At 72.5% G+C, this 22,770-nt stretch carries 21 protein-coding genes; 10 read left to right on the top strand and 11 right to left on the bottom strand.

Annotated elements, in window-relative coordinates; all coding sequences use genetic code 11:
- Positions 1 to 6 precede the first annotated feature (6 nt).
- Entirely contained in the window at positions 7 to 2,061 is a 2,055-nt protein-coding gene (locus IFY26_RS01730) for an MDR family MFS transporter (RefSeq protein WP_232547280.1), read from the top strand.
- Positions 2,062 to 2,074: 13 nt separating this feature from the next.
- Here IFY26_RS01730 and IFY26_RS01725 read toward each other — a convergent pair whose 3' ends face one another.
- The 8 genes from IFY26_RS01725 to IFY26_RS01690 form a co-directional block, all read right to left on the bottom strand.
- Positions 2,075 to 2,242 (bottom strand): hypothetical protein, encoded by a 168-nt coding sequence (locus IFY26_RS01725; RefSeq protein ID WP_232547279.1) that lies wholly within the window; start codon positions 2,240 to 2,242, stop codon positions 2,075 to 2,077.
- A complete protein-coding gene (locus IFY26_RS01720; protein WP_232547278.1) occupies positions 2,239 to 2,667 on the bottom strand; it encodes a hypothetical protein in 429 nt (142 codons plus the stop codon). The genes IFY26_RS01725 and IFY26_RS01720 overlap by 4 nt, the downstream gene beginning before the upstream one ends.
- On the bottom strand, positions 2,664 to 2,963 hold the full coding sequence (locus IFY26_RS01715; protein ID WP_232547277.1) for a hypothetical protein: 300 nt from the start codon (positions 2,961 to 2,963) through the stop codon (positions 2,664 to 2,666). The genes IFY26_RS01720 and IFY26_RS01715 overlap by 4 nt, the downstream gene beginning before the upstream one ends.
- Positions 2,960 to 3,805 carry an SPFH domain-containing protein gene (locus tag IFY26_RS01710; protein WP_232547276.1) on the bottom strand — a complete coding sequence of 282 codons (846 nt, stop codon included), beginning with the start codon at positions 3,803 to 3,805 and terminating at the stop codon, positions 2,960 to 2,962. The genes IFY26_RS01715 and IFY26_RS01710 overlap by 4 nt, the downstream gene beginning before the upstream one ends.
- Positions 3,795 to 4,430 (bottom strand): hypothetical protein, encoded by a 636-nt coding sequence (locus IFY26_RS01705; protein ID WP_232547275.1) that lies wholly within the window; start codon positions 4,428 to 4,430, stop codon positions 3,795 to 3,797. Before IFY26_RS01705 ends, IFY26_RS01710 begins: the two co-directional genes overlap by 11 nt.
- Entirely contained in the window at positions 4,427 to 6,718 is a 2,292-nt protein-coding gene (locus tag IFY26_RS01700) for a nitric-oxide reductase large subunit (protein WP_332836133.1), read from the bottom strand. The genes IFY26_RS01705 and IFY26_RS01700 overlap by 4 nt, the downstream gene beginning before the upstream one ends.
- 225 nt (positions 6,719 to 6,943) lie before the next feature.
- Positions 6,944 to 9,550, bottom strand: a complete 2,607-nt coding sequence (locus tag IFY26_RS01695; RefSeq protein WP_232547274.1) for an alpha-amylase family protein — start codon at positions 9,548 to 9,550, stop codon at positions 6,944 to 6,946.
- A gap of 71 nt (positions 9,551 to 9,621) precedes the next feature.
- Positions 9,622 to 9,996, bottom strand: coding sequence for an SHOCT domain-containing protein (locus tag IFY26_RS01690; RefSeq protein ID WP_232547273.1), 375 nt, complete (start codon positions 9,994 to 9,996; stop codon positions 9,622 to 9,624).
- A 143-nt stretch (positions 9,997 to 10,139) separates the two neighbouring features.
- Between IFY26_RS01690 and IFY26_RS01685 the strand changes: the two genes are divergently transcribed.
- Genes IFY26_RS01685 through IFY26_RS01675 form a run of 3 tightly spaced genes read left to right on the top strand, consistent with a single transcriptional unit; the run spans position 10,140 to position 12,750 of the window.
- Positions 10,140 to 11,318, top strand: coding sequence for a sensor histidine kinase (locus IFY26_RS01685; protein WP_232547272.1), 1,179 nt, complete (start codon positions 10,140 to 10,142; stop codon positions 11,316 to 11,318).
- Complete coding sequence (locus tag IFY26_RS01680; RefSeq protein WP_232547271.1) at positions 11,315 to 11,980, top strand: response regulator; 666 nt, start codon at positions 11,315 to 11,317, stop codon at positions 11,978 to 11,980. The genes IFY26_RS01685 and IFY26_RS01680 overlap by 4 nt, the downstream gene beginning before the upstream one ends.
- Positions 11,977 to 12,750, top strand: a complete 774-nt coding sequence (locus IFY26_RS01675) for a tyrosine-protein phosphatase (protein WP_232547270.1) — start codon at positions 11,977 to 11,979, stop codon at positions 12,748 to 12,750. Before IFY26_RS01680 ends, IFY26_RS01675 begins: the two co-directional genes overlap by 4 nt.
- A gap of 6 nt (positions 12,751 to 12,756) precedes the next feature.
- On the opposite strand, the gene IFY26_RS01670 is transcribed toward IFY26_RS01675, so the two are convergent.
- Positions 12,757 to 13,701 (bottom strand): NAD(P)H-dependent flavin oxidoreductase, encoded by a 945-nt coding sequence (locus IFY26_RS01670; RefSeq protein WP_232547269.1) that lies wholly within the window; start codon positions 13,699 to 13,701, stop codon positions 12,757 to 12,759.
- Between the two features lie 41 nt (positions 13,702 to 13,742).
- Between IFY26_RS01670 and IFY26_RS01665 the strand changes: the two genes are divergently transcribed.
- From IFY26_RS01665 to mmuM, 3 genes are read left to right on the top strand one after another with little or no spacing between them, the layout of a single operon-like run.
- The gene (locus tag IFY26_RS01665; protein ID WP_232547268.1) at positions 13,743 to 14,048 is read left to right on the top strand and encodes a GNAT family N-acetyltransferase; all 306 of its coding nucleotides are present in this window, start codon (positions 13,743 to 13,745) and stop codon (positions 14,046 to 14,048) included.
- On the top strand, positions 14,048 to 14,698 hold the full coding sequence (locus tag IFY26_RS01660; RefSeq protein WP_232547267.1) for an SIMPL domain-containing protein: 651 nt from the start codon (positions 14,048 to 14,050) through the stop codon (positions 14,696 to 14,698). The genes IFY26_RS01665 and IFY26_RS01660 overlap by 1 nt, the downstream gene beginning before the upstream one ends.
- Complete coding sequence (gene mmuM / locus IFY26_RS01655) at positions 14,695 to 15,609, top strand: homocysteine S-methyltransferase (RefSeq protein WP_232547266.1); 915 nt, start codon at positions 14,695 to 14,697, stop codon at positions 15,607 to 15,609. The genes IFY26_RS01660 and mmuM overlap by 4 nt, the downstream gene beginning before the upstream one ends.
- A 10-nt stretch (positions 15,610 to 15,619) precedes the next feature.
- On the opposite strand, the gene IFY26_RS01650 is transcribed toward mmuM, so the two are convergent.
- Positions 15,620 to 16,444 (bottom strand): exodeoxyribonuclease III, encoded by an 825-nt coding sequence (locus tag IFY26_RS01650; protein WP_232547265.1) that lies wholly within the window; start codon positions 16,442 to 16,444, stop codon positions 15,620 to 15,622.
- Between the two features lie 34 nt (positions 16,445 to 16,478).
- Here IFY26_RS01650 and IFY26_RS01645 point away from each other — a divergent pair, with 34 nt between their 5' ends.
- The gene (locus IFY26_RS01645) at positions 16,479 to 18,950 is read left to right on the top strand and encodes a glycosyl hydrolase (RefSeq protein WP_232547264.1); all 2,472 of its coding nucleotides are present in this window, start codon (positions 16,479 to 16,481) and stop codon (positions 18,948 to 18,950) included.
- Position 18,951: 1 nt separating this feature from the next.
- On the opposite strand, the gene IFY26_RS01640 is transcribed toward IFY26_RS01645, so the two are convergent.
- Positions 18,952 to 19,923, bottom strand: a complete 972-nt coding sequence (locus IFY26_RS01640; protein ID WP_232547263.1) for a Gfo/Idh/MocA family oxidoreductase — start codon at positions 19,921 to 19,923, stop codon at positions 18,952 to 18,954.
- A 119-nt stretch (positions 19,924 to 20,042) separates the two neighbouring features.
- Between IFY26_RS01640 and IFY26_RS01635 the strand changes: the two genes are divergently transcribed.
- Both IFY26_RS01635 and IFY26_RS01630 read left to right on the top strand, forming a co-directional pair.
- Positions 20,043 to 20,948, top strand: a complete 906-nt coding sequence (locus tag IFY26_RS01635; protein ID WP_232547262.1) for a DMT family transporter — start codon at positions 20,043 to 20,045, stop codon at positions 20,946 to 20,948.
- Positions 20,949 to 20,958: 10 nt separating this feature from the next.
- Complete coding sequence (locus IFY26_RS01630) at positions 20,959 to 22,770, top strand: sugar-binding domain-containing protein (protein ID WP_232547261.1); 1,812 nt, start codon at positions 20,959 to 20,961, stop codon at positions 22,768 to 22,770.

The raw sequence follows: 22,770 nt of genomic DNA, 5'->3' as shown, positions 1-22,770 counted from the left end.
CCCGACGTGTCCCAAGCCCCTCCACCGGCGGAGTTCGATTTCGCCCGCGTCCGCTGGATCTACTTCGGCCTGTTGATCGGCATGTTCACGTCGTCGATCAGCCAGACCATCATCGGCCCCGCGATCCCGCGCATCGTGGCCGACCTGGGCGGTCTGCCGTACTACGCCTGGCTCTCCACGATCGTCATGCTGGTGAGCGCCATCATCACCCCCATCAGCGGGAAGCTCGCCGACATGTTCGGACGCCGGCGCTTCTACATCATCGGTCTCCTGGTGTTCATGGGTGGCTCGGTGCTGTCGGGGCTGGCGATGAACTTCTGGTTCCTCGTGTTCAGTCGTGCCGTGCAGGGCATCGGCATGGGCATCCTGATGCCGCTGTCCCAGACCATCCTGGGCGACATCATCCCGGCCCGCCAGCGCGGCAAGTACCAGGGCTACATGGGTGCCATGATGGGCGCCGCGCAGGTCGCCGGCCCGCTCATCGGTGGCGCCATCACGGACGCCTCGTCGTGGCGGTGGCTGTTCTACGTCAACCTGCCGGTGGGGCTGATCGCGATGGTGATCATCATCCGGTTCCTCCACGTGCCGGAGCTGTCGATCCCCCGCACCGTCGACCACGCGGGCATCACCACCATGTCGCTGGGCGTCACCTCCGCCCTGCTCGGCATCACGTTCGGCGGCACGCTCGGCTGGCTGGACCCGGTCGTGCTCGGCCTGATCGCCGCCGGCTTGGCGCTGCTCACCTGGTTCGTGTTCATCGAGCGGCGCGCGGCCGAGCCGATCGTGCCGATGCACCTGTTCGGCAACGCGATCTTCACCTGGTCGGTCATCGCCTCCTTCTTCCTCAACATGGTGCTGATCGTGCTGCTCATCTACACCCCCGTGTACGCCCAGGGCGTGCTCGGGGTGTCCGCGACGGCGTCCGGACTCATCCTCATGCCGATGAACCTCGCCGTCTTCGGCATCGGCATCGTGATCGGCCTGCTCACCACCCGCACCGGCCGGTACAAGGTCTTCGCGGTGGGCGGGACCGCGATCGTGGTGGTCGCCAGCGGGCTGCTGCTCCTGTTGGACGCCCACTCCAGCCAGCTGGAGCTCACCGCCATCACCACCGTGTTCGGCATCGGCATCGGCATGTCGTTCCAGATCTACACCCTGGCCGTCCAGAACGCCGTCCAGCGGCGCGACCTGGGCCCGGCGACGGCGTCCCTGCAGTTCTTCCGCAACATCGGCAACACCCTGGCCACGGCCGTCGCGGGCACGATGATGACCCAACAGCTGCTGGCCGGTCTGGGCAGCCACATGACGCCGGAGGCGGCGGCCAACGTCCCCGCGGGCGGCATCGACCCGAACGCGGTGCTCAACCCCAGTCAGCTGGCCGGCCTCCACCCGGCCGTGGTGGACGTGCTGCACCGCTCGCTCGCCGACGCCATGCACAGCGTCTACCTGTTGCTGCCCGGGCTGGCCGCGGTGGCGCTGGTGGCCACCCTCCTGATCCGCTCCATCCCCCTGCGGGACTCCCTCGCCTCCCCCGAGCGCACGGGGCGCGGGATCCTCGACTCGACGGCCATGTCGGCCACCGACCGCGAGATGACCCTGCTCACCCCCCGGGAGTTCCACCAGCGCAGCAAGGAGCGGTTGCTGGCCGCCCACCTGTTCCTGCTGGCCGAACAGGTGGAGCGGCCCCACAACGACCTCCTCCGCGCCGCGGTCGCCGACTTCGGCGAGGGCGACCTGGACCGCGGGCTGCAGCTCATGCGCTCCACCAGCGTCATGCTCGAGTCCGAGGACCCGACCGTGATCGACGCCCACGAGGGGTATGCGGTCGAGCTCTCGGAACGCGGCAAGCGCCGATCCATGCTGTCGGACGCCCTCACCGCCCGTCTCTACGAGGTGGCCTCCCGGGTGGCCGAGCAGCCGGACGGCCCGCCCACGAAACCGCACCTGGCCACCGTCGAGGGCATCGACGCGGCCGCCCTGGACCGCGCGGTGAACATGCTCAACGTGGCCATGATCGCCGATCTGGCGAACCGCCGCTGGCCGGGAGCCGACGAGGACTGAGCCGGACGGGCGCTCAGCCGAACCAGTTGAGCACGGTGCAGCCGACCGAGAAGAGGATGAGGCCGCCGAACAGCGCGACGCTCAGCAGCAGGCTCTCCAGCTCGCTGGGTGACGGTCCGTCCTCCTCGGATGTCAGCGGCTCCTCCGGCGTCACTGCGGTCTGGTCCAGGTGCTCGCTCATCCGTTGCCCCCCAACCGACCGAGATCGGACACCAGGGCCATCGTGAGAATGACGAACACGACCCCCATGAACGCCGTGTAGAGCCAGCGGTGCGGGTGGTCGGCACGCCAGAATCGGCGCAGGCTGATGACGCCATTGACGACGGCATAGCCACACAGCGCTATCCCGATCGGCGCCGCCACCCACCCCGACAGGCTCAGGATCGGGACGAGCACGGGCACCATCACATAGGTGATCAGGCAGCGGACGGCCGACACCACCACCGAGATCCGGAAGGCGCGGTGGGCGCCGCCGCCGGCACGCGGGTCCGGGGTGCGGACACCCAGCACGGCACGCATGGCGCGGTCGGTCACGGCGGTCGACCGGAACGACACAGAACCGGCAGGCCCGGTGGTCGAGGGGGTCGCGACGACGGAGTCTGTCATCCCACGCCCCCTTCCGCGTCACGCGCCGCCCGGGAGTGCAGCCACCACCGTCGGGCGCCCAGAGCGGCGACCAGCACGCCGATCCCGCCCACGACCACCCCCAGGAACAGTCCCCAGTAAAGAGGTTGGAGGAAGAAGTCGGTCTCGGTGCCGCTGACGATGGTGCCGATCAGGAAGCCGAACAGCGGCGCCAACCCGGCTGTCACCGCGCCCAGCACCGTCATCCAGAAGCCCGGCGGTGTCGGCACCAACCGCACGGGCCGGCCGGCCGGGATCTCGAGTGTCTCCTCGGTCATCGCGCTCCTCCTTCGCGGGGGCGGTCCACGATGGCCAGCCCGGGTTTGGTGTGGGGCCCGTCCACCGGCTCCTCCGGTGCGGCCAGGCGGTTGAGCGTGCCCAGCAGCGGCCCGATGATGTCCATGGGCAGCGGGAAGACGACCGTGGAGTTCTGGTCCGCGCCCAGCTCGAGCAGCGTCTGCAGGTAACGCAACTGCAGGGATGCCGGCGCCTCGCTCAAGGTGAGCGCGGCGTCACGGAGCTCCTGGGACGCCTGTAGCTCACCGCGGGCGCTGATGACCTTGGCGCGCCGTTCCCGCTCGGCCTCCGCCTCCCGCGCCATCGCCCGCTGCATGATCTCCGGGATCTCCACGTCCTTGATCTCGACGACGGGTACCTCGACACCCCACTCCTGGGCCTGCTGGGCGATCGAATGGGCCAGGTCTTCGTTGAGGTCGGCGCGGTGTGCGAGCAGGGTGTCGAGGTCGGCGCGACCGACGACCGAGCGGAGGGTGGTCTGCGCGAACTGTGACGTGGCGATCGCATGGTTCTCCACCGACATCACCGACAGGATTGGGTCGACCACCTTGAACATCACCACGGCGTTGACGCGCGCTGTGACGTTGTCCTTCGTGATCACCTCCTGCGGCGGAATCGTTAGCGTCACCACACGCAGGTCGACGCGCACCAGCTTGTCCAGGAACGGAAGCACGAGGATGGGGCCCGGGCCCAGCGGCCCCCGAAGCCTTCCCAGCCGGAACGTCACGGCGCGCTCGTACTCGCGGATGACCCGGACGGACGCCACCACGAGCGTGAGGACGAGCAACACGGCCACCAGGATGAGGATGGTCTCAGGATTCATGCGTGGCCCTTCGGTCCGAGGCGTAGTGGGAGCGTTTGCGAGCGGCGGCAGCGGCCGCGGCGGCGCGCTCGGCGACGACGTCGTCCAGGCTCTGCACGAAGACGCCGTGGGGGTCGACCGGGGTGTGACGCAGGTGCGACCACAGCGGCAGTGATCCAATGGCCACCAACACCGCTGTGCCGAGCGCCAGCGCTTGGCTCGGCCACGTGGACACGGTGAGGGCAGTGACCACCGGGAACAGCACGGCCAACACGGTCACCGAGCACGCGATGCCCCGATGGAAGCGGGCCGACTCCGACGCCGGCCACGTGTCCACCGGGCGCTTGATCTCCCGGCCGGCGTCCGACGCCGTACAGGTCTCCTTGACCGGGCAGGCGTTGCACACCAGGGGCAACCCTCGGTAACGCATCACCCGGTTCTCCGGGTCGAATGACTTGGGGTAGAGCCACTGGTCCTCCGGACACAGCCAGGCGTCGTGGCTCTCGTGATAGACGAACCCGCCGGTGCGGTGCCTCTCGAGCGCGTTGTGCGAGCGCTGCGCGAGCCGGTCGATCCCGTGTGCCACGAGCAGCAGGACGACGCCGTACCCCGCACCCAGCCAGGCGGCGATCTCGATCGCGGTCATTGCCCCGGCTCCCTGAATCCCGTGCGGTCCTCGCGGGCCTCGTCGTGCTCGGCGACGAACAGCGTCTCCGGTTCCATCCGGGTCACGGTGGCAGGCAGCGCGTGGCGGACTCCGAGCCAGCAGATCCACAGGAACGGCAGGACTCCGCCGACGAGGAACACGACGTCGCCGGGCAGGCGCATCCACTCGAGGATGGCGTTGCCGGGCTGGGCGATGTAGCCGAGCGTCCGCGCCTCGTAGTAGCCGGTGTTCACCGACTGCCACAACTGCAGGACGCCCAGCGGCGCCAACGTGGCGAACACCATCCACGCCAACCCGAGGTTGAGCGACCAGAACGAGATCTTGGCGAGCCGCTCCGGCCACCGGTCTGGCGGAATGATGTAGCGCAGCGCGAACAGCGCGAGGCCGACAGCCAGCATGCCGTAGACGCCCATCATGGCCCCGTGGGCATGGTTCGCCGTGAGCGCTGTGCCGATCTGGTAGTAGGAGACGATCGGCAGGTTGATCAGGAAGCCGAAGACACCGGCACCCACGAAGTTCCAGAAGCCCACGGCAACGAGGAACATGACCGACCAGCGGTGTGGGAACGGTGCGCTCGAGCGCGACTCCTGGCTGGAGCCCAACTGCAGGAACGTCCAGGCCTCCACGGTCAGGAACGTCAAAGGGATGACCTCCAGAGCGGAGAAGAAGGCGCCGAGGGCCATGTGCTCCACCGGGGTGCCGGAGAAGTACAAGTGGTGCATGGTGCCGATCACGCCACCGACGGAGTACAAGATGATGTCGAGGAAGATGATCTGGATCGCGATGGTGCGGCGCACGACGCCGAGCATGACGAAGATGTAGGCAACCATGACGGTGGTGAACAGCTCCAGGAAGTCCTCGACCCAGAGGTGGACCACCCAGAAGCGCCAGAACTCGGCGACGGTCAGATGGGTTTCGGTGGTGGCCAGCAGACCGACGGCATAGAACGCCGGAATCGCGAGGCCGGCGTAGAAGAAGAGCCACGGCATGTTGAACTTCGATTCGGTGCGCAGCCGCGACCGGATGGCCCGGTAGATGATGATGATCCACAGGAACAGGCCGACCACGAGCAGGATCTGCCAGAACCGCGGCAGGTCGAGGTACTCCCACTGCTGGTCGAAGAAGATCGAGCCCGCCGCCCACTGCGGGCCGTACGCGCTGATCGCGGTGCTCACCAAGGTGCCGCCGACGACGAGCGCCAGGGCGCCGAGGAGCCCGAAGCTCAGCCAGTGCTGCCGCTTCGGTTCGCGTCCGGAGATGATCGGCGCGAGGAAGATGGCTGCCGCGAGGAAGGCCGCCGCGGTCCACAGCAGGGAGAGCTGCAGGTGCCACGTGCGTGCCAGGTTGAACGGCAGGATGCGCGCCAGGTCGATCCCGAAGAAGGTGGACAGGTCGGCGCGGTAGTGCTCGATCGCCGCCCCCAACGTCGTCTGGATCGCGAACAGCAGTGCGACGACGAGGAAGAACCACGCGGTGGAGCGCTGCGCCTTCGTGATGCCCACGGCCCCGGGCTGCAGGAAGCGCAGGGAGGGCGTCTCGGCGCTGTGCCAACCGATCTTGCGGCTCCAGCGTCCGTAGAGGGCGAACAGCGCGCCGAGGCCGCCGAGCAGCGCGACCAACGAGATGCCGGACCAGACCAGGATGTCGGCGGTCGGGGTGTTGTTGACCCGCGGCTCGGAGGGCCAGTTGTTAGTGTAGGAGTAGTCGTGGCCCTCGCGCTGCGCGGCGCTGGCCCACGCCGTCCAACTGAAGAACGCCGTGAGCTCGTGGATCTGCTGCGGGTCGGTGATGACGCTCGGCAACAGCCCGTACCGCGTGCTGGGCTCGCCGAAGAACTCGGCGTAGTGGGCCGTGATCTCCTCGAACGCCGAAATCTGTTCCGGGGTGTAGGTCAGGACGCCGGTGGCGGCGTCGTAGCGGTTGGTGCGCATGAGCTCGGCGGTCGCGCTCGTGGGGTCCGGCACGCCCTGGGCCTCCAGCTCCCCGCGGACGTGGTCGGCGGCCAGCCGCAGGTACTCGGCGGTGTAGTCCGGCCCCAGGTAGGCGCCGTGGCCCATCACCGAGCCGTACTGCTGCAGCCCGCGTCGGAGGAAGAGTTGCTGGCCGGCCGTGATCTCCTCGCCGGTGAACACCACCTCACCGGTCGCACTGACGACGCGGTCGGGTTGGGGCATGGAGTCGGTGTAGGTCCGGTAGGCGAGCACGCCCATGACCATGAAACCGAAGACCAGGACGAGGGCGACGCCCTGCACCCAGCCCTTGGACATCGTCAGCTCAGCCTTCGACGGCTGGGCCTCATGGCTCTTGTCGACCAGGCTCACGGCCACACCTCCACGTTGGTGAGACCGTCAGGAAGCTCCTGACGGTTGACCCGGACGTGGTCGACGGTGCTGCGAGGGTCGCGACAGAGACGGCCTGGCGCTCAAGCTAGTGACGGCAGGTGGGCTTTGTCCACCCCCCGTTCCACCCTCGACTATCGACCCCGGTGTGCCTCAGGCCTGCGTGTGGCGGAACGTCTCGGCGCCGTCGGCGTCCGTGGCGTGGACGGTGAACGTGCCCGCGGAGAGGTTGGCGTCCAGCACCGCCGTGTGGCCCGCGCGGGTCCAGGTGATCGAGAGCTTGTCGGGGTCGGTGTCGGCCACCGAACACGTCGCGTCGAAGCCGAAGGCCGGGCTGGTGTTGCGGAAGCGCAGCAGGGTCAGCTGGTCGCGCACGACGGGCCTGCCGAGGCCGTCGACGATGTCGCTGTAGGACAGGTTCGTCCGGTTGATCTCCTTGTGGGCATCCTGGCCGAGCGTCTCGACCGCCGCGATGTCGTTCTCCCCCGCGAAGAGGTCGAGGTACCAGACCTGCGGCTTGCCGGGCATGAACAGCTGGATCGCGCGGGCCAGCACCATGCGGGCGTCGTCGGCACCGAGCGCCGAGTAGTAGGTGGCGTTGACCTGGTAGTAGATGTTCTTCGCGCCGTGCAGATCCTTGACGCGGCCCCCGCGGCCCTTCACCGTCTCGATGACCGCCTCGATGCGCTCGTCGCTGAGCAGGCCCTTGAGGTCGAGCAGCGGGATGCCGTCGTGGCAGCCGAGCATGTTCACCGTGACGATGCCGCGGTCGAGCATCTCGCCGATCCAGCGGCGCAGCACGGTGGTGTCGCGGCGGTCGAAGGCGTCGATCAGCAGGCCGGGCAGGAAGAAGTCATAGGTCATGAACCCCTTCTCGGCGAGGGTCTCGTGGATGCGCTCCTCATAGCGGGAGTGGATCTCGGGCAGCAGCGAGACGCCGTGGCGGTCAGCGAGCCCCTTGACGCGGTCCAGCAGCTCCCACGTGCCCGGGTCGTTGAGGAAGTTCGTCGCCCCCGGCTCCTTCGGGGCGTAGGCGAAGGCGTCCAGCCGGACGATCGTCGCGCCGTAGCCGGCCAGCCGGGCGAGGGTGTCGGCGTAGAAGTCCCACACCTTCTCCGAGCGGATGTTCAGGTCCATCTGGCCGAGGTACCGGCGGCGGGATTCGTAGGCGTCCACCACGGCGTCGGCCGCGTGGGCCAACCCGGTGAAATCGGCGGACGCCGGCCGCGCGCCGGCGTCGAGGGCCGCGTTGACGCGGGCGGCGGCGAGGAGGGCCGCGCCGTACTGCAGGCCGGCGGCTGCCATGAGGTCCTGCGCGTCGAGCCGGGGGTAGGAGACGTGCTGGTAGAACGTGTTCCAGTAGGGCTTCTCCGTGCCGTCGGGCAGGCGCACCATCAGGATCGGCAGGCCCGGTTTACGGAAGAACATGTCCTTGATGAGCTCCGGATCGGGCTGGATGTAGCCCTCCGGCGTCATCTCCCCGTGGCCGGCCCAGAACGCGTTCCAGTCGATGAAGAAATCGGCGTACTCGGACGCCTCGCCGCGGGCCAGGATGTCCTGGAACTGCGGTGACAGCACCGAGGCGTGGTTGAGGATGAAGTCGAACTTCAGGTCGATGCCGAGCTCCGAGAGCGCGGCGAGGTCGGCCGGGGTGGCGTACACGTCGCTCAGGTCGTAGCTGATGACCGAGAAGCCCCGGTCGAGGTCGGTGTTGAACACGCTCGGCAACAGGTAGGCCGAGCTGAACACGTCGGTCAGGGCCGGCGCGCGGAGGAAGTCGACGAGGTCGCCCAGCGTGCCGCCGAGGCTGTCGGGGTACGCGTTCAGCATCGGGCCGGCGTCCGGGCCCGCGTTGCCCATGCGGCGCAGGTAGGCCGCGTGGTCGATGAGCTCGCCAGACTTGGCCAGGATGATCTTGGCCCGGGATGACTGCGCGTGCAGCTTGGCCTGCTCCAGCGCGAGCACCAGCGAGGTGAACGGGCTGTCGACCGCGCCGTCGCGGGCACGGGAACGGCGGTGCGCCAGCGTTTCCTCCGGGGTGCTGTTGAGCAGGATCGGAATGTCGACGCCCTCGACGAGTTCGTTGTTGCCGTGCGTCCACTCCACGACGAGCACGCGGACGTCGGAGACGTCGACGAGGTCGTACCAGAGGTCGCCCTCCTCGCGGCCCATCCGCTTGAGCGTCAGCACCGGCTCGCCCGCCTTGAACGCGGCGAGGATGCCGTTGACCTCCTCGAAGTCGATCTCGCGCTTGCTGCCGAGGTAGGACGCCAGCGTGCGGCGTCCGGCGTCGAGGTAGGCCGCGAGCCACGGGTGCTCGGCCACCTGGCCGGCGTCGGCGTCCAGCCCCGCCGCCTGCAGGTCCGCCAGCTCCTGGCGCACCTGCGGGTTGTACTGCCCGGACTTCACGAGCCCCTGCACCGCCCCGTTGCGGAACTGGCGCAGCCGCTCGGCGTCGTTGGCCGCCGGGACGCGGCGCGGGTAGTTGTCGCCGGAGAGGATGTAGGCGCCGACGCCGTTGTGGTTGAGGTAGTGCGCCAGCAGCGAGCCGGTCTCAGACTTGCCGACGCCCGACCCGCCGTGGACGGCCACGACCGCCTTGCCGCCGTCGGCGAGCAGCGGGGTCAGCTGGTCCCACAACACCGGGAAGATCGCCTGCGCCCCGCGCACGTGCCCCTCCGTGATGTGCACCTTGTCGCCCGGCATGTCCCCCACGGGAACGGTCGAGACGTCGTCGATGACGGGCAGGGTGGGCTTCACGCGTCCTCCTCGTGGGTGCTGGGCGCTCCAAGGCTAACGCCCAACCCCGGGAGCCGCTGCCCAGTCGCGAGTCATCGGTCCCGGAGCACCGACAGCCGCTCGAGGTACTCCTCGGGCGCCAGAGCGCCATCGGCGAGCCGATGGGCCAGGACGCGCTCGGGTGCGGCGTGCGCGACGGTCAAGGAATCCTCGCGCAGGACGGCAGACCGGCTGAGGAACTCCTCGACGGTGACGTCGCCGGCGGCCAGCCGACCCCGCAGAGCGGCGAGGGCTTCGGCTTCGGGATGGATCGGACGCACCGCGTCGAGGCGACCGTGCCTGCGCAGAATGCGCAGGGCGATCACGACGGCGAGGACCGTGAAGAGGAACGGCCAGACGACAATGCCGATCGGGTGGCCAAAGAGAACGAAGCCTGCCAGGGGGAGGCCGGTGAGTGTGATTTCCATGGGCTCCATTCCACCGTCACGCCACAGCCTGCACATCGGCCGCTGCGATGAATCCAGGTGGGGCCTCATACGTCCGCGTGCGTACGTGGCGCTACGCACCTCAGCCCACGACACGCGTCCCCGCCACGCCCTACGCTCGAGGCATGGCGGCTCGCGCGTGGGTGGGCACGGCGGCGCGCGCCGCCGCCTCTGCCCTCGTGCTGCTGGCGGGCTGGCGCTTCGCCGGGCTGGCAGGGACGCCGGGCGATGCCCCGCCCTGGAGCACCGGGGGCCTCCCGATCGAGGCGAAGCCTCTCACGCCGCTCGTCGCCGCCACCGTCACGATCATCGTGGCCGGGCTGCTGGTCGCGCGCGTCCGGCCGCGCCTCGGGTACGGCCTGACCCTCCTCGGCATGGTGGCTCACGGTCTGGCGGGCGGCGACGCGCCCGCGCTGGTGCTGCCCGGCATGTTCGTCGCCGTCGGCCTGGTCCATCATCTCCCCCCGCGCCGGCTGTGGCTGTGGCTGCTGGCCCTGCCCGTGGCGCTGTGGTCGCCCGCGTGGAACCAGGCGTGGCTCGGCCTGACAGATCTGCGCGTGGTCTGGTCGGTGGTGACCACCACGACGCTGACGCTGGTCCCCGCAGCCTTTGCTGCGCTGCGCATGGCGCGTCTGCGCGCGGCTGCGGCCGCCCGCGCGGGCGAGCTGCAGCGCGCCGCCCACGAGGAGCGCCTCCGCGTCGTCCATGACATCCACGACATCGTCGGGCACTCGCTGTCGATGATCTCGCTCCAGTCGGCCGTCGCCCTCCGCGTCCTCGACACCGACCCCGCCCAGGCACGCCTGTCGCTCGAGGCCATCCGCGGCTCCAGCCGGGACGCCCTGGCCGAACTGCGCGCGGCCCTCGACGTGTTCCGCACCGCGGACGCCGTGCTCACCCCGGCCCCCACCCTCGACACCATCGCCTCCCTCGTGGCGGACGTCCGCGCCGGCGGCGTCCGGGTCGAACTCGACCCCGTCCCGGACGCCTCCGGCCTGACCGCGGCCGTCCAGACCGTCGCCCACCGCGTCGTCCAGGAGTCACTCACCAACGCCATTCGACACGCCCCCGGCTCGGCGGTCCGGGTGACCCTGACCCGGGGGGCGGGGGCACTGCGCGTCACCGTCGCCAACGATCGCGCTGCGGGCGCGATCACCGAGGGCGGGGGGCTGAGCGGCATGCGGAGCCGGGTCGAAGCCGTGGGCGGACGCCTGGCCGTCACCCCCGGCCCGGATCGGTTCTGCCTCACCGCGACGCTGCCCGATCCCACACCGTTCCCGTCCCCGTCCCCGGAGGAGCCATGACCGACATCCGCGTCCTGATCGTCGACGACCAGCCCCTCGTGCGGATGGGTCTGCGCGCCCTCATCACCTCCGAGCCCGGTCTCACCGTGGTGGGCGAGGCCGGAGACGGTGACGCCGCTGTGGCCGTCGTCCGGGAGCTGGCTCCCGACGTCGTCCTCATGGACATCCGGATGCCGGGCACCGACGGCCTGACCGCACTGCGCGCCGTGACGGCAGACCCCGCCCTGACGGCCACCAAGGTCGTCATGCTCACCACCTTCGAGCTGGACGAGTACGTGTTCGCCGCCCTGGAGGCTGGCGCCTCGGGTTTCATCGTCAAGGACGCCGATGCCGACGACATCCTGCGCGCCGTCCGGGCTGCCGCGTCCGGGGAGAGCCTGCTGTCGCCGACCGTCACGCGTCGGGTGATCGCTCAATTCGCGCACACGCGACGCACGCCCCCGGCTCCCCGCGCGCACCCGGGCCTCGCGGAGCTGACCGACCGCGAGCGGGAGGTGCTCGCCCTCGTCGCCGAGGGGCTGAACAACGACGAAATCGCCACGCGCCTGTTCATCAGCAAGGCGACCGCCCGCACCCACGTGAGCCACATCCTGCTGAAGCTTGGCGCCCGGGATCGGGCGCAGCTCGTCGTGATCGCCCTCACCTCTAGGCTGGAACCATGACCCTGCGCGTCGACGGCCTGCTGAACCTGCGTGACCTGGGCGGCACGCCCACCGGCACCGGAGCGACGGTGCAACCGGGGCGGCTGTGGCGCTCGGAGAACCAGACGCTGCTCACGCCGGCCGCGCTGGACGCGCTGGTCGAGCAGGGTCTGAGCGACGTCATCGACCTGCGGACGGACTTCGAGGTGAACGGCTCCCCCTCCCCGTTCGCCGAGCGCGCGGGGGTGGCCTACCACCACCTCAGCTACTTCCCCACCGCGGCCGACGACGACGCCGACGTGCTCGACCAGGCGTTGCCCTGGGTCGACAACGAGCTGAAGGTGACGCCGGTCACCGGCAACGAGCACGCCGACGGGTACCTCATGTTCCTTGCCATGCGCCCGGACTCGGTGATCGCCGCCCTGCGCGCGATCGCCGGCGCCGAGGGCGCGGCGCTCGTGCACTGCGCCGTCGGGCGCGACCGGACGGGCTTCACGGTCGCCCTGGCCCTCGCCCTGGTCGGGGTCGCCGACGACGTCATCGCCGCCGACTACGCGCGCACCGCGGACGCCATCGTCGACGTCATCGCGAACCTGTGGAAGGACCCGACCTACGAGGCCGAGGCAGGCGGCCGGATCGACCCGGACGCCGTCCGCCCCACCCCCGAGCCGATGCTCGCGATCCTCGACCACCTGACGCGCACCCACGGCAGCGTCCGCGCCGCGCTCACCCCGTTGGGCTGGACCGACGCCGACCAGGCCGCCCTCGAACGCCACCTGCTGGACGCCTGAGCGCCCTCAGCCGGACGCCAGTCGCGCCAGCGCGGCGTCGTACTCGAGCTCCAGCCGAGTGACGAGCTCGGCGACGCTCGGCACGTCGTCGATGCCCGCCACGCCCTGTCCGGCCGACCAGATGTCGCGCCAGGCCTTGGCGTCGTCGGGGGTGGGGTCGGTCAGGTGGGTGAGGTCGGGGCGCTCGGGAGTGGGCAGGGCGTCCGGGTCGAGACCGGCCGCGACGAGGCTCGCGCGCAGGAAGTTCGCCGGCACGGTGCTGACCCCGGGCGTCAGCACCACGTCCTCGGCGCCGGCCGCGACGAGCATCTGCCGGTAGGCGTCGGAGGCCATCGACTCGGCGGTGGCGATGAAGCGGGTGCCGAGGTGGGCCAGGTCGGCACCCATCGCGCGGGCGGCCAGCACGTCGGCGCCGGTGCCGAGGCCGCCGGCGAGCAGCAGCGTGCCGGAGAAGACACGCCGCACCTCGGCGAGCAGCGCGAACGGGTTGACCGCGCCGGCGTGCCCCCCGGCCCCGGCCGCGACGCACACCAGGCCGTCGACGCCGGCGTCCGCCGCCTTGGCCGCGTGGCGGGCGTTCGTGACGTCGTGGAACACCACCCCGCCGTAGGCGTGCACCGCCGCGACCACCTCCGTGGCCGCCCCGAGCGAGGTGAACACGACCGGCACCCGGTGAGCGGCAATCACGGCCAGGTCGTCGGCCAGGCGCCGGTTCGAGGAGTGCACCACGAGGTTGACGCCGTGGGGGGCGTCGCCCGGGCCCAGGGCGTCCTCGATCTGCGTGAGCCAGTCGTCCAGGCCGGCCGTCGTGCGCTGGTTGAGCGCCGGGAAGCTGCCCAGGACGCCCGCGCGGCAGCACGCCACGACGAGGTCGGGGCCGGAGACGAGGAACATTGGCGCCGCCACCACCGGCAGGCGGAGGCGACCCTCGAGCGACGCGGGCAGTGCCATGCGGGCAGTCTGGCAGGTCGGGCGTGGCTACGCTGGCGGGCATGGAGCTTGAGGTCGTCGACAACGAGGAGCGGGAGCGCTTCGAGATGCGCTCGGGGCGCAAGGTGATCGGCTGGGCCGCCTACCAGGAGACCGCCGAGCTGATCGTCTTCACCCACACCCACGTGGACCCAGAGTGGGAGGGCCAGGGCATCGGCGGCCGCCTCGTGCAGGCGACGCTCGACCACGTCCGCAGCCAAGGCATGCCCGTGCTGTCGACGTGCTCGTTCGTGACGGCGTGGCTGGACCAGCACCCCGACTACGCCGACCTGCGCTACCGGGCGCCGCAGAGCCAGGTGACCGACTGATGGAGATCACCGTCACCGGGCGCCACAGCTATCGCGTCCCGCCCGAGACCGGGCTGGTGTCCCTCGGCCTGGTCGCGGAGGCCCCCGCCGCCCGCGAGGCCGCCGACACCGTGTCGGCGTTGGCCCGCGAGCTGGCCGAGGAACTCGCCGGGCTGGCCGGCCCGGGCGGCCCGGTCACCTGGCACACCGTCGGAGCGATGACCACCTCGTCGTGGCGCCCGTACGACCCCGACGGCGCGCCGCTCGCGCCGCGGCACTCCGCGTCGGTGACTGTGCGCGCCCGGTTCGCCGACCTGCCCGCCCTGGCCGCCTTCGTGTCGGCGTGGGCCCTGCGCGACGCCTGCCAGCTCAACGGCGTCGACTGGGAACTCAGCGACGCCACCCGCGCGGAGTTGGAGGACGCCGCCCTCGCCGCGGCGGTCGCCGACGCGCGCCGGCGGGCCACGGTGATCGCCGAGGCCGCCGGCGCCGGCGCGGTGCGGCCGGTGTCGTTCCGCGACCCGCGCCCCGACCACGGGCCGGTGCCCTACGGGAGAGCCGTGATGCTCTCCGGCGGTGCGCCCGACGGCCCGAGCCCGCTGGTGGTCAACGACATCGAGGGCGCCGTCGCCGTGGAGGCCACGTTCGCGGCCGATACCGTGGCGTCATGACCCACGGACCGCTCTCCCGCGCCCTCGCCGACGGCCCCGTCATCCTCGACGGCGGGCTGGCCACCCTGTTGGAGGCCCGGGGCCACGACCTCGGCTCGGCGCTGTGGTCGGCCCGGCTGCTCATCGACGACCCCGGCGCGATCGTCGCCGCCCACGCCGCCTACTTCGAGGCCGGCGCGCAGGTGGCGACGGCGGCGTCCTACCAGGCGTCCCACGACGGGTTCGCCGCGCTGGGGCTCGACCGCACCGAGGCCAACCGCATGCTGCGGCGCTCGGTGAAGCTCGCCCGCACGGCGCGCGACGAGGCGCAGCGCGGTGGCTGGGTGGCGGCGTCCGTCGGGCCCTACGGCGCCGTGCTCGCCGACGGCTCGGAGTACCGCGGCGACTACGGGCTGACGGTCACCGAGCTCCGCGACTTCCACCGCCCGCGGCTGGCCGTGCTGGCCGACGCCGAGCCCGACGTCCTCGCCCTGGAGACCCTGCCCTGCCTGGCCGAGGTGGAGGCCGTCCTCGCTGAGACCGCACAGCTCGGCATCCCGGCTTGGCTGTCCGTGACGGTCGCGAACGGCCGGCTGCGCTCCGGGGAGTCCGTGGCCGAGGCGTTCGCCCTGGCCGCCGATGCGCCCCACGTGCTGGCCGTGGGCGTCAACTGCTCCGCGCCCGGCGAGGTGCTGGGCGTCGTCGAGCAGGCCGTCGCCGTCCGTCCGGGCGTCGCCTACCCGAACTCCGGGCAGCAGTGGGACGCCACCGCCCGCGCCTGGGTGGGGGCGTCCGCCTTCGACCCGGCCCTCGTGCGGGGGTGGGTGGACGCCGGCGCCCGCCTGGTCGGCGGCTGCTGCCGGGTGGGGCCGGCCGAGATCCGGGCCATCGCCGACGCCCTGCACGCCGGCGAGGCCGGCTTCGACATCTGAGCCGGACGCCTCAGCGCGCCGACGGCGGCGGCACCATCGGGCCGAGGTCGCCGTCGGGGGCGTCGTCGAGATCCACCATCACGGGCGCGTGGTCGCTCGGGCCGGTGCCCTTGCGGGCCTCCCGGTCGATCCAGGCCGCCGCGACGCGTCCGGCCACCCCTGCCGACGCGAGCACCAGGTCGATCCGCATGCCGCGGTTCTTGTGGAACATGCCGGCGCGGTAGTCCCAGTAGGAGAACACGCGCTCGTCGGGCCAGCGCTCCCGCACGACGTCGGTCAGCCCGAGGTCGAGGAGCGCGCCGAGGGCCGCCCGCTCCGGCGGCGTCACGTGGGTGTGGCCCACGAAGGCGGCCGGGTCGAAGACGTCGGCGTCGGTGGGCGCGATGTTGAGGTCGCCGCAGAGCGCCACGTCGGCCGGTCCGGCGGCCACGGCGTCCCGCAGCGCCGCCAGCCAGGCGAGCTTGTAGCGGTAGTGGTCGGAGTCCGGCTCGCGTCCGTTCGGCACATAGAGGCTGTGCACGCGGACGCCGCCGCACGTCGCGCTGATCGCACGGGCCTCTGCGGTGGCGAAGTCGGGCTGGTCTGCGAAGCCGCGCTCCACGGCGTCCAGCCCCACCCGCGAGAGCAGCGCCACGCCATTCCACTGCCCCTGCCCGTGGCTGGCGAACGCGTAGCCCAGCGCGTCCAGTTCGGCCGCGAAGAGGTCGGCGAACGCGGCGTCGGTGAGCTTGGTCTCCTGCAGGCAGACCACGTCCGGACGCCGCTGCTCCAGCCACGCCAGCAGCCGCGGCGCGCGCTGTTTGGCCGAGTTCACGTTCCAGGTGGCGATCCTCACCCCGCGAGAGTAGCCGCCTCCTAAGCTGGGCGAGGTGGCACCCCTGACGCCTGAATCGCCCGGCCTCGCCGCCCTGCGCGCGGGGTTCGCCGACCCGCCGCGCGCCGCAGCACCGATGATGCGCTGGTGGTGGTTCGGGCCCGACATCACCACCGAGGGGGTCGAGCGCGACCTGACCGCGATGGCCGAGGCCGGCCTGGGCGGCGCCGAGATCGCCTTCGTCTACCCGATGCGGGTGCTCGAGGAGGAGGCCCCCTTCCTCTCCCCCCGCTTCCTGGCCGCGCTCGACCACGCCGTCCGCTTCGGCGCCGCGCTGGGGCTGCGCATGGATCTCACGCTGGGCAGCGGCTGGTCGTTCGGCGGCCCCCACATCACCGACGACCTCGCCGCCCGCACGCTGGTGTGGGAGCGCCGGCTGCTGCCGCCCGGCGCCCACCGCGTCCCCGTCTCGCCCACGTTCCCCGGGGACGACGTCGTCGGCGGGTACGTCCTCCCGCTGGAGGGGCCGGCCACGCCGGTCCACCTGCCGGTGGTCGACGGCCACCTCGACGTGCCCGACACCCCCGGCCCGCGCCAGCTCCTGCTCGCCACCACCCGGCGGACCGGCCAGAACGTCAAGCGCGCCGCGGCCGGTGCGGAGGGTCCGGTGCTCGACCACTACGACGCCGAGGCCGTCCGCACCCACCTGCGCGCCGTGGGCGACGTGCTGCTCGACGCCGTCGATGCGAGCCTGCTGGGCGCGGTGTTCTGCGACAGCCTCGAGGTCTACGACGCGAACTGGACGCCCGCGCTGCCGGCCGAGTTCGCCGCCCGGCGGGGCTATGCGTTGGTGCCCCGGCTGGCCGAGCTGGTGGTGGACACCCCCGGCAGCGACGCGTTCCGTGCCGACGTCCACCGCACCCTCACCGAGCTGTACGAGGAGCACTTCGTCGACGTGGTGTGCGCCTGGGCCGATGATCGCGGCGTCGCGTTCCGGCTGCAGGGCTACGGGGTGCCACCGGCGTCGGTCTCCAGCTACCGCGACGTCGCGATGATCGAGGGCGAGGGCTGGGGCTGGCGGGAGCTGACGTCGGCGAAGTGGGCCAGCTCGGCGGCCCACGAGCGCGGCACGCCGGTGGTGTCCGCCGAGGCGTGGACGTGGGTGAACAGCCCGTCGTTCCGCGCCACCCCGCTCGATCTGGCCAGCGAGGCCCACGAGCACCTGCTGGCCGGCGTCAACCACATCGTCGGCCACGGCTGGCCGCACTCCCCCGCGGACGCCCCCGGCCTGGGCTGGATCTTCTACGCCTCCGGCGCCCTCGACGACCGCAACGCCTGGTGGCCCGCCGCGCCCGCGCTGTGGCGCTACCTCGCGCGGCTGGGGTGGCTGCTGCGCCAGGGCGAGCCCGTGCGCGAGGTGACGCTGTTCGTGCCCGGGCACGACGTGTACGCCCAGCTCGCCCCCGAGCTGGATCTCTTTCGCGCCGTCCGCCGCCACGTCGGCGTCGAGCTGACCGCCGCCCTGCGCACCGCGGGGCACGACTACGTGCTCGTCGACGACGCCGTGCTGGACGCCGCCCCCCGCCCCCGCCCGGTCATCGTCGTGGCCGGCACCACCGACGCCCGCGCCGAGGCGTGGCTTGCCGAGCGGGCCGCCGCCGGCAGCCGGGTGGTGCGGGCAGCGGAGGTGGTCGCGGATCCGGACTTGGTGGGCGATCCCGACGTGGGCATCGAGGGCGGCGAGGGGGACGTCGGCGCCGTGCACCGCCGGATCGACGGCGTCGACGTGTGGTTCGTGGCCAACACGGGCCCCCACGAGAGCCGCGTCCGCGTCCGGCCCCCGGACGCCGCGCCCGGGCTGGAACGCTGGGACGCCCACACCGGCCGGGTCAGCGCGACCTGGCAGACCCCGTTCGCCGACCTCGCGCTGGCCCCCTACGAGGCCGCGGTGCTGGTGGGCTCCTCGGCGCCCGCCACGCGGCTCACGCTGGCCGACTGGACGCTGCGCGCCGGCGTCCACGGCCCCGCCGCGCGCGAGCGGGCCGTCACGCTGCCGCACGTGTGGGAGGACGACCCCGCGCTCGCCCGCTTCTGCGGCAGCGTGACCTACACGGCGACCGTCGCGCTGGACGCCGCGCCCGCGCGCGCCGAGCTGGACTTCGGCTCGTCGGCCCCCAGCGACGGGGCCTTCGCCGGCGACTCGGGGCTGCCGTCGTTCCGCGCCGCGGTCGAGCCCCCGGTCGGCGCGGTGGTGCAGGTGCGGGTCAACGGCACCGACTGCGGCGTCCTGTGGGCCCCGCCGTTCCGCCTCGACCTCACCGACGCCCTGCGCGCGGGGGCCAACGAGCTGACGCTGGTCGTGTCCAGCACCTCGGCCCACGCGCTGGCCGACGACACCCACCTCGCCGAGGCGGTGGCCGCCGTCACGCGCCGCTACGGGCGCCGGTTCGTGTTGCAGGACCTCGACCAGGCCGACGCGGGCGTCCGCTCGGGGTTGTTGGCGACGCCCACGCTGCGGCTGAGCTGACTCACCACCACGGCTCGTCGGTGAGGCGCACCGCCTCGCCGCCGGCCGCTGCGCGCTCGATGGCGAAGCCGATGGCCGCGTCCTGGCAGCCCTCGCGCAGCGGGTAGGGCTCCTTGCCCTCGCCGTCGGCCCAGCGCGCCGTCGCGGCGAGGAGGTCGGCGGTCGCGAGCTGGTCGTCGGACCAGGCCTTGCCCGGCCACGGGTTGCGCCACAGCACGTCGGCGCCGTGAGCGAGCGTGCGGGTGGCGAAGCCGGACATGTCGAGGTCGTGGCCGGCCTGGCGCCGCTCAATGCGGCTGGTGAGCACCGTCTCGGGGCCGCCCCAGGCGACGACGTCCTCGCCGTCCAGCTCGCCGTGGGTGCCGCGGACGACCAGGCGGCGGACGCGGAGCAGGTTGCGGGTCTGGTTGTCGGTGAAGTCGTACACACCGCTGCGGCCGTCCTTGAGGTCGATCACGGCGTGCGTCGTGGTGGCCGGCTCCGGCTCGGTGGCGCCCGTCCAGCCGGCGCGGGTGAGGGGCTGCAGCAGCGGCGCGGTGGTCGTGGTGGCGCGCACGGTGGCCGGCCCGGGAGCGACGCCGAGGTGGAACCGCATCAGCGCGGCGGCGTGGTGAAGCTGGGTGGATGACACCTGGGCCTGGGTCGGCGTCCCGATGATCCCGGACGCGACCAGCGCCCGGCGGGCCGCGTGGGAGGGGTAGCGGGGGTATTGCTCGGCCACCTGGACCAGGTCGCTGGCGCCCACGTCGGCCCACAGAGCGCGCAGGCGGTCGGGGTCGGCGGCGGGCGGGGTCTCGGTGAGCACCCCGACGCCGGCCGCCACACAGGCCCGGACCACGTCGGGCGCGGCGGCGGCGTCCACCGAGGCGACGACGAACCGCGCCCCGGTGGCGGCGAGGGCGTCTTCGAGCGAGGTGAACGTGGGCGCAGGGGTGGGCCGCGGCGTCCGGACGACGACGCCGAGGCACTCCACCCCGGTGCCGCGGGCAGCCTCCCATCAGGCGCGCGAGCGGTAACCCCAGCCGACGAGGAGGAATCCCATGCCGCCAGCGTAGGGCGGCCGGACGGCGGCCGCGTGGGAGACTGGGCGCCGTGCGCTCCGCCCCTGCCCCCGGCCTCGGGTGGCTCGTCCTCGCCGGGCTCACGTGGGGCACCTCGGGCACGATCGGCACCTTCCTCCGCGCCGAGACGGGCTTGGCCTTCCTTGCCGTCGCCGGCTACCGCATCTTCGTGGGCGGGCTGCTGGTGCTCGCGTTCGTCTGGGCCACCCGCAGCGCCCGCTGGCCCCGCACCCGGGCCGGCTGGCGGCGGGTGGCGGCCATCGCCGCCGCATCGGCGCTGTTCCAGTTCGGGTTCTTCTCGGCGCTGGAGTTCGTCGGGGTCGCGGTCGCCACCCTCGTGGTGATCGGCGCCACGCCGCTGGTCGTCATCGCCGTCGAGGCGGCCACGGGCCACCTGCGCCCCACCGCGCGGCTGGGGCTCACGCTCGCCCTCGCGTTGGCCGGGCTGGCCCTGTTGGCCGGCGCGCCCGCGCCCACCGGGGCGGACGCCGGCCGCACCCTGACCGGGCTGGCGCTGGCGCTGCTGGCGTCCGCGAGCTTCGCCGCGATCAGCCTGCTGGGCGCCCGGCCAGTGGCCGACTACGACGACGCGACCGGTACCGCGGGCGCGTTCCTCGCCGGCGGCACCGCTGTGCTGGGCGTGGCCGCCGCCACCGGCGGCATCGCGTTCACGCCCACCCCCGCCGCCCTCGCCTGGCTGCTCGCGCTCGGCCTCGTCCCGTCGGCCGTCGCGTACCTCGCCTATTTCCGCGGCCTGCGGACCCAGTCGAGCACCACCGGGGCGCTGGTCTCGCTGCTCGAACCGGTCACCGCGACGGTGCTGGCCACCGTGGTGCTCGGCGAGCGGCTGGCGCCCAGCGGGTGGGTGGGGGCCGGCCTGCTCGTGCTCGCCGTCGCGCTGACGACGCTCGCCCACCGGGACGTGCGGGGCGGCTAGGGTCGGCACCATGCGCAGCACCGCCGACGCCGACGACCGCGCGTCCCTCCTCCGCTCCCACCCCCGCCCCACCCTGGCCCGACCGGGCTGGGCCAGCCTGGACGGCGACTGGGAGTTCACCACCGGCGCCCCCGGCGACAACCCCGCCGACCTGACGTTCGACCAGAGCATCGTCGTGCCGTTCCCGCCCGAGTCGGCGGCGTCCGGCCTCGGCGTCGACACCTGTGAGGAGCCGCGCTACCGGCGCACGTTCACCGCCGACCCCGCCCCCGGCCACCGCGTGCTGCTCCACTTCGAGGGGGTCGACCACGACGCCCGCGTGTGGGTCAACGGCCACCTCGTCGGCGGCCACGCTGGCGGGTACACCCCGTTCGCCCTCGACGTGACCGACGCGCTGGGCCACGGCGAGAGCGACACCCACACCCTGGTCGTCGCGGCGTCCGACGACGCGCGCGACCTGGAGCTGCCGCGCGGCAAGCAGGCCTGGACGGCCGACCCGGAGGTGATCTGGTACCGGCGCAGCTCCGGCATCTGGCGCAGCGTGTGGCTGGAGGAGGTGCCGGCGCTGCGGATCGCGTCGGTCGCCTGGACGCCGCTCGACACCGATGGCACGCTGGCCGGCAGCATCGCGCTGGCCGGGCTGCCGCGCGGGGCGTCCGGGAGGCACAGCGTGGAGGCGACGTTCACCCACGACGGGGTGCTGCTGGCCCGCATCACGCTGCAGGCCACCGGGCCGAAGGTCGAGTTCCAGGTGCGGCTCGGTGACGCCCGCACCGTGCCCATCGAGCGGTTGCTGTGGACGCCCGAGCACCCGCGCCTCATCGACGTCGACGTGAAGCTGGTCAGCGACGGCGCGGTGGCCGACGAGGTCGCCTCCTACACCGGCCTGCGCACCGTGCGGGCCGTGCGCGGCGCCGTCCGCATCAACGAGCGGCCCACGTTCCTGCGGCTCGTGCTCGAGCAGGCGTACTGGCCGGACTCCCAGTTCACCGCCCCCTCCCTGGAGGCGCTGCGCGCCGAGGCGCAGCTCATCGCCGACCTGGGTTTCAACGGGCTGCGGATGCACCAGGTGTCGGCCGACCCGCGGTTCCTGCGCGCCTGCGACGAGCTCGGCCTGCTCGTGTGGGCCGACCTGCCGGCCGCCCAGCTCTTCACGCCGGCCGCGCTGGAGCGGACGACGGCCAACCTCACCGAGCTGGTGGCGCGCGACCGCAACCACCCCAGCCTCATCGCGTGGGTGCCGTTCAACGAGAGCTGGGGCATCCCGCGCGTGGCGCGCGAGTTGCGGCAGCAGAACGCCGTCGTCGCGCTGCAGGCCCTGGCCAAGGCGCTCGACCCGACGCGGCTCGCCCTCGGCAACGACGGCTGGGAGCACGTCACCGGCGACGTCATCGGCGTCCACGACTACTCCCACGAGCCGGCCAAGCTCAAGCGCCGCTACCTGCCGGGCGTGATCGCCGCGACGCTCGCGTGGCGCCGGCCGGGTGCCCGCCGGCTGGTCGTCGGCGCGCCCCGCCGCCTGGGCCGCACCCTGGCCCTGGAGGGCACCCCGGTGGTGCTCAGCGAGTTCGGCGGGGTGTCGCTGGACAGCGACCAGGCGGCGTGGCGCGGGTACGGACGCGTGCGCTCGGCGTCCGCGCTGGTGGAACGGGTCAGCGCACTGGTGGACGCCGTGGGACCCGACTCGGGTTTGGCCGGCTGGTGCTGGACGCAGCTCACCGACACCCTGCAGGAGCAGAACGGCCTCACCTGGCCCGACCGGACGCCCAAGGCGCCGATCGCCGACCTGCGCGCGGCGATCACCGAGAGCGCGCAGGCTTGA

Origin of the sequence: Propioniciclava soli (assembly GCF_014858005.1) — a bacterium.
Lineage (GTDB): Bacteria > Actinomycetota > Actinomycetes > Propionibacteriales > Propionibacteriaceae > Propioniciclava > Propioniciclava soli.
Note: the sequence above shows the minus strand (reverse complement) of the source record. Positions and strands in the feature narration are given on the sequence as shown.